Source organism: Sphaerisporangium sp. NPDC049457 (assembly GCF_055586705.1).
This window is the reverse complement of record NZ_JBVJHR010000034.1, coordinates 1-15,304: the sequence shown is the minus strand read 5'-3', so window position 1 is coordinate 15,304 and position 15,304 is coordinate 1. Positions and strand designations below refer to the sequence as shown.

15 protein-coding genes and 1 tRNA gene are annotated in these 15,304 nt (G+C 68.8%); 14 read left to right on the top strand and 2 right to left on the bottom strand.

What is annotated here, in order from left to right; genetic code table 11:
• Positions 1–11: 11 nt before the first annotated feature.
• Positions 12–1,685: a hypothetical protein gene (locus tag ACZ6QO_RS36495; RefSeq protein WP_465857860.1), complete on the top strand. Its 1,674-nt coding sequence runs from the start codon at positions 12–14 to the stop codon at positions 1,683–1,685.
• Between the two features lie 196 nt (positions 1,686–1,881).
• Here ACZ6QO_RS36495 and ACZ6QO_RS36490 read toward each other — a convergent pair whose 3' ends face one another.
• The gene (locus ACZ6QO_RS36490; protein WP_465857858.1) at positions 1,882–2,901 is read right to left on the bottom strand and encodes an adenosine deaminase; all 1,020 of its coding nucleotides are present in this window, start codon (positions 2,899–2,901) and stop codon (positions 1,882–1,884) included.
• Between the two features lie 98 nt (positions 2,902–2,999).
• Here ACZ6QO_RS36490 and ACZ6QO_RS36485 point away from each other — a divergent pair, with 98 nt between their 5' ends.
• Together ACZ6QO_RS36485 and ACZ6QO_RS36480 are read left to right on the top strand one after the other, a co-directional pair.
• Positions 3,000–3,500, top strand: coding sequence for a SigE family RNA polymerase sigma factor (locus ACZ6QO_RS36485; protein WP_465857857.1), 501 nt, complete (start codon positions 3,000–3,002; stop codon positions 3,498–3,500).
• Positions 3,497–4,435, top strand: a complete 939-nt coding sequence (locus ACZ6QO_RS36480; RefSeq protein ID WP_465857855.1) for a hypothetical protein — start codon at positions 3,497–3,499, stop codon at positions 4,433–4,435. Before ACZ6QO_RS36485 ends, ACZ6QO_RS36480 begins: the two co-directional genes overlap by 4 nt.
• 182 nt (positions 4,436–4,617) lie before the next feature.
• Here the strand turns inward: ACZ6QO_RS36480 and ACZ6QO_RS36475 are convergent, their stop codons facing one another.
• A complete protein-coding gene (locus ACZ6QO_RS36475) occupies positions 4,618–5,823 on the bottom strand; it encodes a pyridoxal phosphate-dependent aminotransferase (protein ID WP_465857853.1) in 1,206 nt (401 codons plus the stop codon).
• Positions 5,824–6,002: 179 nt separating this feature from the next.
• Here ACZ6QO_RS36475 and ACZ6QO_RS36470 point away from each other — a divergent pair.
• From ACZ6QO_RS36470 to rpoB, 11 genes are all read left to right on the top strand, one after another.
• Positions 6,003–6,075: transfer RNA gene (locus tag ACZ6QO_RS36470), tRNA-Trp, on the top strand.
• Positions 6,076–6,148: 73 nt separating this feature from the next.
• On the top strand, positions 6,149–6,406 hold the full coding sequence (secE, locus tag ACZ6QO_RS36465) for a preprotein translocase subunit SecE (protein WP_465857852.1): 258 nt from the start codon (positions 6,149–6,151) through the stop codon (positions 6,404–6,406).
• A gap of 133 nt (positions 6,407–6,539) precedes the next feature.
• Entirely contained in the window at positions 6,540–7,319 is a 780-nt protein-coding gene (gene nusG, locus ACZ6QO_RS36460) for a transcription termination/antitermination protein NusG (protein WP_465857850.1), read from the top strand.
• Between the two features lie 183 nt (positions 7,320–7,502).
• The gene (gene rplK / locus ACZ6QO_RS36455) at positions 7,503–7,934 is read left to right on the top strand and encodes a 50S ribosomal protein L11 (protein WP_114028424.1); all 432 of its coding nucleotides are present in this window, start codon (positions 7,503–7,505) and stop codon (positions 7,932–7,934) included.
• Between the two features lie 95 nt (positions 7,935–8,029).
• Positions 8,030–8,749, top strand: coding sequence for a 50S ribosomal protein L1 (gene rplA / locus ACZ6QO_RS36450; RefSeq protein WP_465857847.1), 720 nt, complete (start codon positions 8,030–8,032; stop codon positions 8,747–8,749).
• A gap of 294 nt (positions 8,750–9,043) precedes the next feature.
• On the top strand, positions 9,044–9,910 hold the full coding sequence (locus ACZ6QO_RS36445; RefSeq protein ID WP_465857846.1) for an SCO4651 family lipoprotein: 867 nt from the start codon (positions 9,044–9,046) through the stop codon (positions 9,908–9,910).
• Positions 9,911–10,203: 293 nt separating this feature from the next.
• Entirely contained in the window at positions 10,204–10,767 is a 564-nt protein-coding gene (rplJ, locus tag ACZ6QO_RS36440; protein WP_465857844.1) for a 50S ribosomal protein L10, read from the top strand.
• Between the two features lie 88 nt (positions 10,768–10,855).
• Entirely contained in the window at positions 10,856–11,245 is a 390-nt protein-coding gene (gene rplL, locus ACZ6QO_RS36435; protein ID WP_465857842.1) for a 50S ribosomal protein L7/L12, read from the top strand.
• A gap of 351 nt (positions 11,246–11,596) precedes the next feature.
• The gene (locus ACZ6QO_RS36430) at positions 11,597–12,115 is read left to right on the top strand and encodes a hypothetical protein (RefSeq protein WP_465857840.1); all 519 of its coding nucleotides are present in this window, start codon (positions 11,597–11,599) and stop codon (positions 12,113–12,115) included.
• 17 nt (positions 12,116–12,132) lie between these two features.
• Positions 12,133–12,681, top strand: coding sequence for a hypothetical protein (locus tag ACZ6QO_RS36425; RefSeq protein WP_465857839.1), 549 nt, complete (start codon positions 12,133–12,135; stop codon positions 12,679–12,681).
• A 458-nt stretch (positions 12,682–13,139) separates the two neighbouring features.
• The coding region (gene rpoB, locus ACZ6QO_RS36420) for a DNA-directed RNA polymerase subunit beta (RefSeq protein WP_465857837.1) at positions 13,140–15,304 on the top strand (2,165 nt) is incomplete at its 3' end.

The following is a 15,304-nucleotide window of genomic DNA, read 5'->3' as shown; positions in this document are numbered from 1 at the left end:
GGAGACCGCGCATGCCCCGACTCCGCAAACGCGAGTGGATCATCGCCCTCGTCGCGGTGCTCTTTACGCTGACGATAGGCATTCCCACAGGTATGGCCCTCGCCGACCCGGCTCCCACGACCGATGGGGGCAACAGCGAGTGCGACGACATCCTGGGAACCGGCACCCCCGAGTACATGTACTGCTCCTGGATGGCGAAGACGCCCAAGGACGCCCTGGACGTCGTGCGCTTCTGGGGTCGCAACGACGGCGAGAAGCTCAAGGATGCCGTGCCGTACCCGGGTCCTGTGCTGTTCTGCACGGACAAGACCAACAAGGGTCCCGGCATGCAGGACTGCGCCGATGAGGACCAGGTCCTGTGCAAGTACGACCACTCGGCCGGCAAGTACGTCTGCAAGGACACCGACGGCAACATCACCAAGCCGCCGGCGAAGGCCTGCCAGGGCGGTGAGTTCGACTGCTCGGGCGGCGGAGGCTCCTCGGGCACGCCGACGACCACCTCCGGCGAGACCACCTCAGGGCCGACGGACACGACGCAGAACCAGGCCGACCCGAACGCGCAGACGCTGAACGACCCGAACGCGCAGACCCAGACCGAGGCCGACCCGAACGCGCAGACGCAGACCCAGACCGACCCGCAGACGCAGACGCAGGACGACCCGGACCAGCAGGCGCCGCAGGTCGAGACCTCCAACGCGCCGCAGACCCAGGAGTCGGTGGCGCCGCGGACGGACGCCTCCACCGAGCCGCAGCCCGACCCCTCGACCCAGCCCGAGCCGAGCGCGGCGCCCAAGGCGTCCAAGCAGCCGCTCGCCGCGCCGAACGACGCCACCGGCAAGGCCGCCGCCGCCGCGATCAAGCTCGGCATGCGGGTGTGGATCGAGAGCGAGCTGGCTCCGGCGTGGACGGCGGGCAAGGACCAGTTCGACGCCGCGGTCGCCTCGATGGCGGCGCAGGCGAGCCGGCCGGGCGTGGTGGGCGTGAAGTTCGCCCAGGACCTCGGCTACTGGGGCTTCAAGTCGGCCACCGATGTGCGCAGGTTCGTGAAGGAGTCCTCCGCGGCTCTGCGCGCCGCGATGCCCGCGGGCAAGCAACTCGCCGTCGACGTGGTGGTGCCCGAGATGGGCTGCGGGGTCTCCGAGCCCTGCCAGGCGGCGCTGCGCGCCAAGTACCCGCTGATCAGCCGCTCCAACGTCGAGAAGTACGTGCTCACCGGCGATGTGGACCACGTGAACGTCTCCAGCGGCCTGTTCGCCAGCGAATACGCCAAGTACAAGATCACTCCGGACAAGGCGCTGCGCAACCAGTGGATCGCCGTGCGGGCCCGCGGCTGGGACACCCGGGTGCACGTCGGCGCCCGCGAGGTGGGCCTGGCGCACAGTGGCGCCAACAAGCTCACCGCCGCGCAGGCGGAGGCCGCGGCCAAGCTGCGCGTCGACCTGCCGCTGCAGGCCGGCGTGCAGACGGTGATGCTGTGGACCCACCGCCAGGAGTGGGACGGCGCGACCTGGCGTCTGCTGGACCAGGGTCTGGCGACCAACACCATGTGGAAGGCCCTGCAGGCCCGCAAGGGGCTCGGCCGGATGTCGGTCACCTTCGACGCCAGCGACCCCGAGAAGGGCATCGCGCAGGACCTGAGCAAGCTCGCCGAGGTCTTCGACGAGGTGTACATCCACTCCCAGTGACCGGCCGCGGACACGCGTCCGCACCACGATGACGGCGACCGCGGGCCCCGAAGAGGGAACCCGCGGTCGCCGCGTCATGTGGTTCCTGAGGAGCCCGAGCGAGGCGAGGAGCGCGACCGAGGGGAAGGCTGCCGGAACGCCGGCGGCCGGCGATGCCACTGACCGGCGCTGCCGGCGACGCCGCCGGTCGGCACGGTCACGTGCGGTCGGTCAGCCAGGTGTCGATGGCGGTCAGCAGTTCCTTCTTGTACCCGTCCGGGGCCCTGGACGACCTGATCGACTGGCGGGCCAGCTCGGCGATCTCGGGATCGCTGAAACCGTAGACCTCGCGCGCCAGTTCGTACTGCGGCAGCAGCCGCGCGCCGAACAGCAGCGGGTCGTCGGCGCCGAGGGCGATCGGCACCCCGGCGTCGAACAGCCGCTTCACCGGGACGTCCCCGCTGCGCTGGGCGACGCCGAGGCCGACGTTCGAGGTGGGGCACACCTCGCAGGCGATCTGGCGGTCGGCCAGGCGCTCCATCAGCCGGGGCGACTCTGTCGCCCGGATGCCGTGGCCGATGCGGTCGGCGTCCAGGTCGTCCACGCACTCGGCGACGCTGCCCGCGCCCAGCAGTTCGCCGCCGTGCGGCACCGCGATCAGCCCCGCCCGCTTGGCGATGCGGAAGGCCCCGTCGAAGTCGCGGGCGCGGGCGCGGCGCTCGTCGTTGGACAGGCCGAAGCCGACCACCCCCTTGTCGGCGTACTGCCCGGCCAGCCGGGCGAGGGTCTTGGCGTCGAGCGGATGGCGGGTGCGGTTGGCGGCCACGATCACCCCGATGCCGACGTTGCTCGACGCCGCCGCCTGGGCCGCCGCGTCCAGCACGAGCTCCAGCGTCGCGGTCAGCCCGCCGAACCGCTGGGCGTAACCGGACGGATCGACCTGGATCTCCAGCCAGCGGGACCCCTCGGCCGCCTCGTCCTCGGCGGCCTCGCGCAGCAGCCGGTAGACGTCCTGCTCGCGGCGCAGCACCGAACGCGCGATGTCGTACAGCCGCTGGAAGCGGAACCAGCCCCGCTCGTCCGTCGCCCGCAGCCGGGGAGGCCAGTCCTCCACGAGCGCGTCGGGCAGATGGACCCCGTGATCGCGCGCGAGCTCCAGCAGGGTGGTATGCCGCATGGAGCCGGTGAAGTGCAGGTGGAGGTGGGCCTTCGGAAGTTCGTCGAGCGGGCGTGCCATTTCCATATCTTGCCGTACGGCGCCGTGGCGTCGTTCCGGAAACGCCTCTCAACCTCCCGCGGCGGCGGCGCGTTAGGGAGGGCGAAAGGGGACTCGCCATGACGGAAGAAGACGAAGCGGCCTTCGATGAGTTCTTGGCCGCCCGAAGTACCGCCCTGCTGCGCACGGCCATCCTCGTCTGCGGCGCTTCGGCGCACGACGCCGAGGACCTGGCGCAGGGGGCGCTGGAAAGGGTCTACCGGCACTGGCCGAGGATCCGGCACGACAACCCGGAGTCCTACGCCAGGCGGGTCGTCGTCAACGCGGCCATCTCCCGGGCGCGCCGCCGCAAGGTGATCCAGGAGATCACCTTCGCGCGCCCTCCGGAGACGGCGGCGCCGCAGTCCGATCCTGACCTCCGGGACACCCTCCTCGGGGAACTGCGGCGTCTTCCGGCCCGGATGCGCGCGGTCGTCGTCCTGCGCTACTGGGAGGACCTGTCGGAGATCGAGACCGCCGCGCTGCTCGGCTGCTCGGTCGGAACGGTGAAGAGCCAGGCCGCGCGCGGCCTGGCTCGGATGCGGGCGCGCGTCGGCGCCCTGAAGGGAACGACGGTATGAACACCGAGGACGCACCTGAGGGCATGAACATCGAGGACGCGCTCAGGGACGCCATGTCCGCCCACGTCGCGGACGTGCGCGCGCCCGCGATGATGGGCCAGGCGGTGCGCAGGAGACGCCGCGCGCACGCCGCGCGGTTTCGCACGGCGAGCGCGGTCGCGGTGACCGTGGTGGTCGCGGGGGCCTTTCCGGCCTACACGGCGCTGACCTCGGGGCCGTCCTCCGCTCCCGGCTTCGGCGGCCCGGCCGCCGCGCCGTCCGACACCTCCGGCCCGTCTGATCCGTCCGCCCCGTCGAACGCCTCCAACCCGTCCGACACCTCCTACCCGTCCGACCCGCCGTCCGACACGTCACGTCCGTCCGACACGCCCTACCCGTCCGACTACCCGTCCGACCCGCCGGCGCCGGGGGCGAGCGGCACCGCCGGTGAGGGGCAGAGCTTCCCCGACGAGCAGCTCGCGAGTCAGCCGCAGGACCTCGGAGATCTCGGTGACGGGCGGGCCTTCGGCGGGGTCCGGGTGGACTACCTGCCCGAGCGCCTCCAATGGGGGAAATGGTCGGGCAAGAACGGTTTCGGAAAGACCAGTTACACCACCTCGTGGGACGAACCGGGTGCCCTTCCCGGCATGTACGGCGTGCAGATGGTCGTCTTCGAGGGCGAGGCGGCAAAGCACATGAAGGGCCTGCTGCGGGAGTACCGGAACGGCAAGGGCGCCAAGCGGGTCACGGTGCACGGCGCGCAGGGCGTCATCGCCAAGCTGGGGGAGGGGTCGGATATCGACGACGAGATGGGCACATCCACCATCCTCTGGATGCTCAAGCCCGATCTCGCGGTGGAGGTCATGATCAGCCCCACCATGGCCGAGCGGCTCGGCGCCGAGGGCGTCGAGACCGAGCTCAAGAAGATCGCAGACGGCGTCCGCGCCACCGGCTGATTCGTGCGGAGCGCCCGGCCTCCGGGACCCTGGAGACGCCTGGCCGTCCGCCGGACCATTGGGGAGATGGACAAGGCCCGGGCCGATGGCCCGGGCCTTTGGTACTTCTCGTACTTTTGATGCTTCGGCGGTTCCGGCGATTGCGGGACGAGCCAGGCGACATCGCCCGGAGACATCAGGAGTCAGTGGGCCTCGGCCAGCAGCTTGGCCAGGCGGCTGACGCCCTCGACCAGGTCGTCGTCGCCCAGCGCGTACGACAGGCGGAAGTAGCCCGGGGTGCCGAACGCCTCGCCCGGGACCAGCGCGACCTCGGCCTCCTCCAGGATCAGCTCGGCCAGCTCGGCGGAGGTGCCCGGACGCCGGCCGCGGATCTCCTTGCCCAGCAGGCCCTTGACCGACGGGTAGGCGTAGAACGCGCCGAACGGCTCGGGGCAGAACACGCCCGGGATCTCGTTGAGCATGCGCACCATGGTCTGGCGGCGCCGGTCGAAGGCCTCGCGCATGCGCGCCACGGCCGACAGGTCGCCGGACACGGCCGTCAGGGCCGCCGCCTGCGCGACGTTGGAGACGTTGGAGGTGGCGTGCGACTGCAGGTTGGTCGCGGCCTTCACCACATCCTTCGGCCCGATCAGCCACCCGACCCGCCAGCCGGTCATCGCGTAGGTCTTGGCGACGCCGTTGAGCACGACCACCTTGTCGCGAAGCTCGGGGACGGCGGTGGCGATGCTGGTGAAGGTCACGCCGCCGTAGACCAGGTGCTCGTAGATCTCGTCGGTGACCACCCACAGGTCGTGCTCGGCGGCCCAGCGGCCGATCGCGGCGACCTGGTCGGGAGAGTAGACCGCGCCGGTCGGGTTGGACGGCGAGACGAACAGCAGCACCTTGGTGCGCTCGGTGCGGGCGGCCTCCAACTGCTCCACCGACGCGAGGTAGCCGGTGGTCTCGTCGGTCACCACGTCGACCTGGACCCCGCCGGCCAGCTTGATCGCCTCGGGGTAGGTCGTCCAGTAGGGAGCGACCACCAGAACCTCGTCACCCGGGTCGAGCAGCGTCGCGAACGCCTCGTAGACGGCCTGCTTGCCGCCGTTGGTGACCAGCACCTGCGAGGCGTCGACCTCGAAGCCGGAGTCGCGCCGCGTCTTGTCGGCGATGGCCTGCTTGAGCTCGGGGAGGCCGCCCGCCGGCGTGTACTTGTGGAACCTGGGAACACGGCACGCCTCGACGGCCGCCTCGACGATGTAGTCGGGCGTCGGGAAGTCGGGCTCGCCGGCTCCGAACCCGATGACAGGACGGCCGTCCGCCTTCATCGCCTTGGCCTTGGCGTCCACGGCCAGCGTGGCGGACTCTGAGATGGCGGAAATGCGCGCTGAGATGCGAGGACGGGTCATGCCTTCCATCGTTCCAGACGTCCCGCACCGCCGCCGCCCTATATCCACGAAGTGGACGAGCCGTGTCCGTCAGGACGTGTCGCACGAGTTGGTTCGACGTGAGGCGCATTCCCCCGTACACTTCTGCAACTAGTGAGCGACGCGGCCCCGAGCGCACGGGGTAGGGTGGTTCACGGCAGAGGGCACTAGCGCAATTGGTAGCGCACCGGTCTCCAAAACCGGCGGTTGGGGGTTCGAGTCCCTCGTGCCCTGCGGAGTGCGGTCCGCGCACGATGGCGTGTATGCCGCCGATAGTTGCGTAGGAACGACGGATCAGGTGAGGACTGTGGCGATCGACACACGCGGCGAGGCCGCCGACAGGCCGAGCAAGCCATCCGGCCAGACCGTTAAGAAGCGCACTACTCCCGCACTTTTCTACCGGCAGATCATCGCCGAGCTTCGCAAGGTGATCTGGCCGACGCGCAAGGATCTGATCTCTTACACCACGGTGGTCCTCGTCTTTGTCTTGATCATGGTCGGGCTCGTGGCGGGGATAGACTTCTTGCTCACGCAGGGTGTGCTGGCGGTCTTCGGCGGAGCCTGAGCCGGCCGCCGCGCGACAGCCGTCCACGGCTGGGCGAGCGCCGTCCTGAACGGTGGTCGTCCTCGGTGGGCGGCTAACCGTCCTTGCCGGGCGGTACAAGATCGCAACATCGACGAGAGAAGAAAGAGTCACCGTGTCCGAGTCCCCACTGTCGGCTGGCACATCCCACGATGAGTGGGAGGGCGAGCCGGAAGAGGCGATCGAGATCACCGACGAGCCCGGCGAGTCCGCGGCCACCGGTGATGCCGACGAGTCCGGCGAGGCCCCAGAGGCCGCCGAGGCTCCGGTCGGCGCCGTTGACGAAGACGGTGATCTCGTTCCCGATGTCGACCCTGTCGAAGAGTTCAAGCGCACGATGCGCGGCCTGCCCGGCGAGTGGTACGTCATCCACTCCTACGCCGGTTACGAGAACCGCGTGAAGTCCAACATCGAGACGCGCACCCAGTCGCTCAACATGGAGGACTACCTCTTCCAGGTCGAGGTGCCGGTGCACACCATCACCGAGATCAAGGGCGGCAAGCGCACCCCGGTCAAAGAGCGGGTGCTTCCCGGCTACGTGCTGGTGCGCATGGAGCTCACCGACGAGTCGTGGTCCGCGGTGCGCAACACGCCCGGCGTGACCGGGTTCGTGGGCCTGTCCAACCGGCCGAGCCCGCTGAGCCTCGACGAGGTCGCCAAGCTGCTCGCGCCCGAGCCGACCGAGCAGACCAAGACGACCGCCGCCAAGGCCGCGGCCGCCACCGTCGACTTCGAGGTCGGCGAGTCGGTCACCGTCATGGACGGTCCGTTCGCCACGCTGCCCGCGACGGTCAGCGAGATCAGCGCCGAGTCCCAGAAGCTCAAGGTGCTGGTGTCGATCTTCGGTCGTGAGACCCCGGTCGAGCTGTCGTTCAACCAGGTTTCCAAGATCTGACATGCGCCCAGGTCTCGGCGATCTGGCGGCGCGTTTACACTGATAAGTCGTCCCGCGGGCTGGCCGTTAGAGCAGCCGCGGGGTTGGTCCCGAGGGAGCACGGCCACCTGGCCCTCGCGCGCCCTCGGGGGGCTTCCACGCCCTGTGGGAGTTTCACAGGAGTTCAGGACCCGGAGTAGGACAATGCCTCCTAAGAAGAAGATCGCGGCTCTGGTCAAGGTCCAGCTTCCCGCTGGTCAGGCCACGCCCGCGCCGCCGGTCGGTACCGCCCTCGGTCCCCACGGCGTCAACATCATGGACTTCGTCAAGCAGTACAACGCTGCGACCGAGGCCCAGCGGGGCAACATCATCCCCGTCGAGATCACCATCTTCGAAGACCGCAGCTTCACCTTCGTCACCAAGACGCCGCCGGCGCCTGAGCTGATCAAGAAGGCCGCGGGTCTCGACAAGGCCAGCGCCAACCCGCTCCGCGACAAGGTGGGCAAGCTCACCAAGGAGCAGCTGCGCCAGATCGCCGAGACGAAGATGCCCGACCTCAACGCCAACGACATCGAGGCCGCCGAGAAGATCATCGCCGGCACCGCCCGGTCGATGGGCATCACGATCGCCGACTGACCCCGCCGACGCGCCGCAGAGCGCGGCGAGGCATCGAGAACACCGTGGGAGGGCCACGCGCTGGCCCACTACCACACGCTCCAGAAGGAGAAGCAGTGAAGCGCAGCAAGACCTACCGCAAGGCCGCTGAGCAGATCGACCCCGAGGCGCTGTACAGCCCGGTCGACGCGGCCAAGATCGCCAAGGCCAGCTCGGTCACCAAGTTCGACGCGACCGTCGAGGTCGCCCTGCGGCTGGGCGTCGACCCCCGCAAGGCCGACCAGATGGTTCGCGGCACCGTCAACCTCCCGCACGGCACCGGCAAGACCGCCCGGGTCCTGGTCTTCGCGACCGGCGACCGTGCCGAGGAGGCCCGCGCCGCGGGCGCCGACATCGTCGGCGCCGACGAGCTGATCGAAGAGATCGCCAAGGGCAACCGCCTCAACGAGTTCGACGCCGTCGTGGCCACGCCCGACCTCATGGGCAAGGTCGGCCGCCTCGGCCGCGTCCTCGGCCCGCGCGGTCTCATGCCGAACCCCAAGACCGGCACCGTCACCCCCGCCGTGGGCAAGGCCGTGACCGACATCAAGGGCGGCAAGATCGAGTTCCGGGTCGACCGGCACGCCAACCTCCACTTCATCATCGGCAAGGTGTCCTTCCCCGAGCGCCAGCTCCTGGAGAACTACGCCGCCGCGCTCGACGAGATCGTGCGTCTCAAGCCGTCCGCGGCCAAGGGGCGCTACCTCAAGAAGGTCACCTTCTCCACGTCGATGGGCCCGGGCATCCCGGTGGACCCGAACGTGACGCGCGGCATCACCGCCGAGCTGGACGCCTGAGGTCTCCCTTCCGTCCCTGGAACGGCCGCGCGGCACGCGCCGCGCGGCCGTTCCGGCGGTCAGGGAGCCCCGAGAAGGGCCCGCGCCTTTGGCACGGGCCCTTTCTTCGTTTTCCGGTGTCCCTTTCTCCGCAGGTGACCGGCCGATTCGTCATGGGCGGCATCGATCTCAAGGTGGAGGGGCATCAGCCGAAAGGCCGATCTATGCACATAGTCCGCCGCACGGGGTAGTGCTGCCGCGTAGGGTAAAAGCGACTTATGGGGGATACAGAAGGGTTGCCTTGTGAATCGGCGAATGACACCCGCGATCGTGGCCGCAGGCTCGGCCATGCTCATCGCGGTATCGGCATGTGGCCAGACCTCGCAGAAGCCCGCCGAGTCCCTCGGCGCGGTCCAGCTTTCCGCCGCTGAGACTCTGCAGCAGAGCGCCAAGAGCACCGAGGGCGTGACGTCCTACAACGCGCAGCTCGCGCTGGACTTCAGCGCACCCGGCGAGGGCGCCGGAACGGTCAAGGGCTCGATGGTCGTGCACCAGAAGCCCCAGCTCGCCTCCGACGTCACCCTCGACACGATCAACGTCCGCGGGCAGAACATCCCGGGCGGGGTGCGCGTCATCCTCGTCGGGCAGACCGCCTACCTCAAGGTCGACATGCTGAACAAGCTCGTCGGCGGGACCAAGCCCTGGATCAGGCTCGACCTCGGCCGGGCCGGCGAGAAGGCCGGCGTGGACGTCGACCAGTTCCTCGCCCAGGCCCAGCAGGTGGACCTGCAGACCAGCGTTCGCATGCTGACCAGCTCCAAGGACGTCACCAAGGTCGGCACCGAGACGGTCGGCGGCGTCGACACCACGCACTACAAGGGCACCTTCACGGTGGCCGAGGCGGTCAAGCAACTCACGCCCGAGATGCAGAAGCGCGTCGAGGGTCAGCTGGACAACGTCAAGGACATGAAGTTCGACGCCTGGATCGACGGGCAGAGCCTTCCGCGCAAGGTCGAGATGAACGGCGGCGCCGCGGACGGCACCTTCAAGCTGACGTCCCTGTTCACCTCGTTCAACGAGGCCGCGGAGGTCACCGCGCCCCCGGCCGACCAGGTGGGCGAGCTTCCCGAGCGCCTGAACGGGGTCGGCGGCGCGGGCGACGCCGGCACGACCGGAAGCTGACGCCAGGGGCCGTGCTCCGCGCCGCCGTCCGCGAGTTGGCGCGGAGCGCGATGCCCAGGTAGAGTGTCCAACGCCGAAGACCGCCGGTCGTCGCCGGGCCATTCATGGCTCGGAGGCCCAAGGATCCACAGTTGTGGATGGCCCGCGTAGGTGTGATGTGAGTTTCCATGTGGTTGCTCGCGCGGCTCGTCCGCGCGACCTCTGTGTGTGAGCCCCGTGCGCCTGCGCCGGGGCTTGTTCTCGTTCATGGACTCCTGGGCCCCTTCGCCGGTGGCACATCTGGAAGGAGGCCCATGGCGAGGGCGGAAAAGGCGACCGCGGTTGCCGAGCTCAAAGATCGGTTCGAGAGCTCCAGCGCCGCTGTCCTGACCGAGTACCGCGGTCTCACCGTGGCGCAGCTCAAGGAGCTGCGCGTCTCGCTCGGTGGGAATGCGAAGTTCGCCGTGGCGAAGAACACGCTGTCCAAGATCGCGGCCAACCAGGCCGGGGTCACCTCCCTGGACGATCTGTTCCAGGGTCCGACCGCGATCGCGTTCGTCAGTGGCGACGTGGTCGAGGCGGCCAAGGGTCTGCGTGACTTCGCCAAGGCCAATCCCCTCCTGGTCATCAAGGGTGGTGTCGTCGACGGCAAGTCGATGACCCCGGCCGAGATCGCGACGCTCGCCGACCTCGAGTCGCGCGAGGTCCTGCTCGCGAAGCTGGCAGGCGCGCTGAAGGCGAAGCAGTCTCAGGCCGCCGCCACGTTCAACGCGCTGCCCACCAACCTGGCCCGGCTCGTCGAGGCCCTGCGCGAGAAGCGCGCGGCGGCCGACGGCACGGAGGCCGGTACGGACGCCGCCGCGGACGCCGCCGAGTAGTTCCGGCGCGAAAGCGACCAAAGCAGGGGATTGCGGGCGCATACCGCGGTCCGATTCATTTTTTGCAATTCATATGGAGGAACCACTCATGGCGAAGCTCAGCACCGACGAGCTGCTCGACGCGTTCAAGGAGATGACCCTCCTCGAGCTGTCCGACTTCGTGAAGCTCTTCGAGGAGACCTTCGACGTCAAGGCCGCGGCCCCGGTGGCCGTCGCCGCCGCCGCCCCCGGTGCCGGTGGCGCCGCCGCCGAGGAGGCCGAGGAGCAGGACGAGTTCGACGTCATCCTCGAGGCCGCCGGCGACAAGAAGATCCAGGTCATCAAGGAGGTCCGCGCGCTCACCAGCCTCGGCCTCAAGGAGGCCAAGGACCTCGTCGACGGGGCTCCCAAGCCGCTGCTCGAGAAGGTCAACAAGGAAGCCGCTGAGAAGGCCAAGGCCGCCCTTGAGGGCGCCGGCGCCACCGTCACCGTCAAGTGACCTCACGCGTCTGAAGCTCCACGCGAGCGATCGAGGCTCCCCGCGAGCCTCGTGAAGCCTTGAACGATGGGAGCGGTCCACCCTGGTGCCGGGTGGTCCGCTCCTTTCGCTTTTCCGGCCCGGAATTCCACCGTGCCGCGCACCGCTTGCGACCGTTCCCCGGTCTCCTCGGGGACGCCGGGCCGCGGGTATTTCCGGACCGTCCTGTACGGGCAAAGAGGATGATCGCCCATTTGGGATCATGATCCCGGGTTATGATCCGGCGAACCGCCGGGCGGCCGGGCACCGCGTCCGGCGCGGCCGTGCCGTCGTGGCGCCGAGCGGCGCCGTCCGGGCGATGGGAGGGGACACATGGCGCTGCACGCGGCCCGTTCTCCCCGCAGAAGACGTCTTCTGACGCTCCTGACGCTGTTCGCCCTCGTCGCCGTGCTCGGCGCCGCCTGGGTGCGCGTCGGCGACGACCTCGGCCGGGCGCGGGCGGTCGCCCACGATCGCCTGGCCGCCGTCGAGGCCGCCAAGAGATACGCGCTGAACCTCATGGCCGTCGACTACCGCACGGTCGAGCGCGACGTGCGCCGGGTCATCGACACCTCCACGGGCCAGGCCCGCGAGCAGTTCGCCAGGGACGCCGCGAACCTCAAGGAGGCGACCCTCAGGAACAAGGCCGTCAAGACGGGCGTCGTGCGCGCCGCCGGCCTCGCCTCCATGAACGACCAGAGGAGCGCCGCGCGTGTGCTGGTCGTGGCCGACTCGGTGATCCGCTGGGACGAGGCGCGCACCGCGCCGCAGGAGCGCTTCTACCGCTGGAACATCGAGGTGACCAAGGTGGGGCAGGGCTGGGCGGCCTCGAAACTGGAGCTGGTCGAGTGACGGCGGAAGGCGGCCCGGTGTCCCCTGAGGGCGGCGCAGCGCCCCGTTCCCGGTCGCGGGGGTTCGTGGCCGCGGCATGCCTCCTGAGCCTTCTGGCGGCCGTTCTGGCCGTGCTCACGGTGGTCGCCTATTCGCGGCTGCGCGAGTTGCGCGAGAGCGAGTCGGCCGCCGCCGAGGCGCTCGCCGCGGCGCGGGCGTACGCACCGGACATGCTCTCCTACGACTACCGCACCATCGAGGCCGACCTCGCCCGCGCGAAGGGGTACGCCACCGGCGACCTCGCCGCCCACTACGGCGAGCTGGCCCGGGTGCTGACCCCGGTCGTCAGGCGCGAGCAGACCGTGCAGCAGGCGGCGGTGGTCGCCGCGGCGGTGGAGTCCGCGACGCCCGAGCGCGTGCAGGTGTTGTTGTTCATGAACATGGGAACGTCCAAGCTGGTGCCGGGCGAACGGCAACCTCAGAAGCAGGTTTCGCACAACCGCGCCCGGTTCGTGCTGATCAGAGGCCAGGAGCACTGGCTGGTGTCCGAGCTGTCGACGTTGATCGGAAATGCGCCCGGCGGCTGAAGATCGAGGACTGCGGTGAGGGCCGTCCCGGCATGGCGCGTTATTCAATTGTTAGTAAAGCTTGGGTTTGAGCAACGCGAGGGCTGGGCATGACAAAGGCCACGACAGTGTCGTGGGCCGGCAAGCCTTCGACCCTCCGTGTGACTGAGCGTTAGCCGATCCGCAGCGCGGGTATCGTCAGGACTCGGCCGGCCACCTGGTCTCCGGAGGGAAGAAAACCCAGCGTGACGGGCCTTACGGGCCCCGAATGTGTGGCTACGGGCTTGACGTTTCGCCGCTGACGGGCGATGCTGCGTCCAGTGTGGGTGCGCAGAGCGAGACTGAGTGGACAGGTGTATGCCCATCGGCTACACTGCCCCTTTGCGCTGCCCTTTGACGACCCGCTTCTCTAGGTAACTTTGATGCATGGTCGTCTGGCGTGCGTGTAGTCAGTCCGCGAGCCCTCGGAAGGACATCTGTTGGCAGCCTCGCGCAACGCCTTCGCCGTACCCGCTGGTCCCCGCCGCGTTTCTTTCGCGCGCATTCAGGAGCCGCTCGAAGTTCCCGATCTTCTCGCCCTGCAGACCGAGTCGTTCGACTGGCTGCTCGGCAACGAGAAATGGCGGTCGCGGGTCGAAGCGGCTCGCCAGGCCGGGCGCAAGGACGTTCCGGCCCAGTCCGGTCTCGAAGAGATCTTCGAAGAGATCTTCGAAGAGATCAGTCCCATTGAGGACTTCTCCGGAACGATGTCCTTGTCGTTCCGCGATCACCGGTTCGAGCCGCCCAAGTACTCAGTCGATGAGTGCAAAGACAAGGACATGACCTTCTCCGCCCCGATGTTCGTCACGGCGGAGTTCATCAATAACACCACCGGCGAGATCAAGAGCCAGACGGTGTTCATGGGCGACTTCCCGCTCATGACCTCCAAGGGCACCTTCATCATCAACGGCACCGAGCGTGTCGTCGTCTCGCAGCTGGTGCGGTCCCCGGGTGTCTACTTCGACCGCTCGGTCGACAAGACCTCCGACAAGGACCTGTACGGCTGCAAGGTGATCCCCTCGCGCGGTGCGTGGCTCGAGTTCGAGATCGACAAGCGCGACAGCGTCGGTGTCCGCATCGACCGCAAGCGCAAGCAGGCCGTCACGGTGCTGCTCAAGGCCCTCGGCTGGACCAACGACCAGATCCTCGAGCGGTTCGGCCAGTACGAGTCGATGCGCGCCACCCTGGAGAAGGACCACACCTCCGGCCAGGACGACGCCCTGCTCGACATCTACCGCAAGCTGCGCCCGGGCGAGCCTCCGACCAAGGAGTCCGCGCAGACGCTGCTGGAGAACCTCTACTTCAACCCCAAGCGCTACGACCTGGCCAAGGTCGGCCGCTACAAGATCAACAAGAAGCTCGGGGTCGACTCCGACATCAACCAGGGGACGCTCACCGAAGAGGACATCGTCGCCACCATCGAGTACATCGTCCGGCTGCACGCCGGCGAGGTCGAGATGCCCGGGGCGAACGGCCAGATCGTCGTCGAGACCGACGACATCGACCACTTCGGCAACCGCCGCCTGCGCACCGTCGGCGAGCTCATCCAGAACCAGGTCCGCCTGGGCCTGGCCCGCATGGAGCGCGTCGTCCGCGAGCGCATGACCACGCAGGACGTCGAGGCGATCACGCCGCAGACCCTGATCAACATCCGCCCGGTCGTGGCGTCGATCAAGGAGTTCTTCGGCACCTCGCAGCTGTCGCAGTTCATGGACCAGACCAACCCGCTGGCCGGCCTGACGCACAAGCGGCGTCTGTCCGCGCTCGGCCCCGGTGGTCTGTCGCGTGAGCGGGCCGGCTTCGAGGTCCGTGACGTCCACCCGTCGCACTACGGCCGCATGTGCCCGATCGAGACGCCCGAAGGCCCGAACATCGGTCTGATCGGCTCGCTCTCGTCCTTCGGCCGGGTCAACTCCTTCGGCTTCGTCGAGACGCCCTACCGCAAGGTCGTGGACGGCCGCGTCACCGAGGAGATCGACTACCTGACCGCCGACGAGGAGGACAGGCACGTCATCGCCCAGGCGAACACCCCGCTGAAGGCCGACGGCGCCTTCGCCGAAGACCGCGTCCTGGTCCGCCGTAAGGGCGGCGAGGTCGAGTTCATCCGGCCCAACGAGGTCGACTACATGGACGTCTCGGCCCGCCAGATGGTGTCGGTCGCGACCGCCATGATCCCGTTCCTGGAGCACGACGACGCCAACCGCGCGCTCATGGGCTCCAACATGCAGCGCCAGTCGGTCCCGCTCCTCAAGAGCGAGGCGCCGCTGGTCGGCACCGGCATGGAGTACCGCGCGGCGACCGACGCCGGCGACGTCATCACCGCCGAGAAGGCGGGCGTCGTCGAGGAGGTCTCGGCCGACTACGTCACCGTCATGAACGACGACGGCACCCGCACGACCTACCGGGTGGCGAAGTTCAAGCGCTCCAACCAGGGCACCTGCTTCAACCAGAAGCCCATCGTCCGCGAGGGCGACCGGGTCGAGGTCAACCAGGTCGTCGCCGACGGTCCCTGCACCGACGACGGCGAGATGGCCCTGGGCAAGAACCTCCTGGTGGCGTTCATGCCGTGGGAGGGCCACAACTACGAAGACGCGATCATCCTGTC

What these genes read in the sequence shown, in the direction of transcription:
- ACZ6QO_RS36495 (WP_465857860.1), top strand. Translation starts at nt 12, where the DNA reads ATGCCCCGACTCCGCAAACGCGAGTGGATCATCGCCCTCGTCGCGGTG.
- ACZ6QO_RS36490 (WP_465857858.1), bottom strand. Translation starts at nt 2,901, where the DNA reads ATGGCACGCCCGCTCGACGAACTTCCGAAGGCCCACCTCCACCTGCAC.
- ACZ6QO_RS36485 (WP_465857857.1), top strand. Translation starts at nt 3,000, where the DNA reads ATGACGGAAGAAGACGAAGCGGCCTTCGATGAGTTCTTGGCCGCCCGA.
- ACZ6QO_RS36480 (WP_465857855.1), top strand. Translation starts at nt 3,497, where the DNA reads ATGAACACCGAGGACGCACCTGAGGGCATGAACATCGAGGACGCGCTC.
- ACZ6QO_RS36475 (WP_465857853.1), bottom strand. Translation starts at nt 5,823, where the DNA reads ATGACCCGTCCTCGCATCTCAGCGCGCATTTCCGCCATCTCAGAGTCC.
- rplK (WP_114028424.1), top strand. Translation starts at nt 7,503, where the DNA reads ATGCCTCCTAAGAAGAAGATCGCGGCTCTGGTCAAGGTCCAGCTTCCC.
- ACZ6QO_RS36445 (WP_465857846.1), top strand. Translation starts at nt 9,044, where the DNA reads ATGACACCCGCGATCGTGGCCGCAGGCTCGGCCATGCTCATCGCGGTA.
- rplJ (WP_465857844.1), top strand. Translation starts at nt 10,204, where the DNA reads ATGGCGAGGGCGGAAAAGGCGACCGCGGTTGCCGAGCTCAAAGATCGG.
- rplL (WP_465857842.1), top strand. Translation starts at nt 10,856, where the DNA reads ATGGCGAAGCTCAGCACCGACGAGCTGCTCGACGCGTTCAAGGAGATG.
- ACZ6QO_RS36430 (WP_465857840.1), top strand. Translation starts at nt 11,597, where the DNA reads ATGGCGCTGCACGCGGCCCGTTCTCCCCGCAGAAGACGTCTTCTGACG.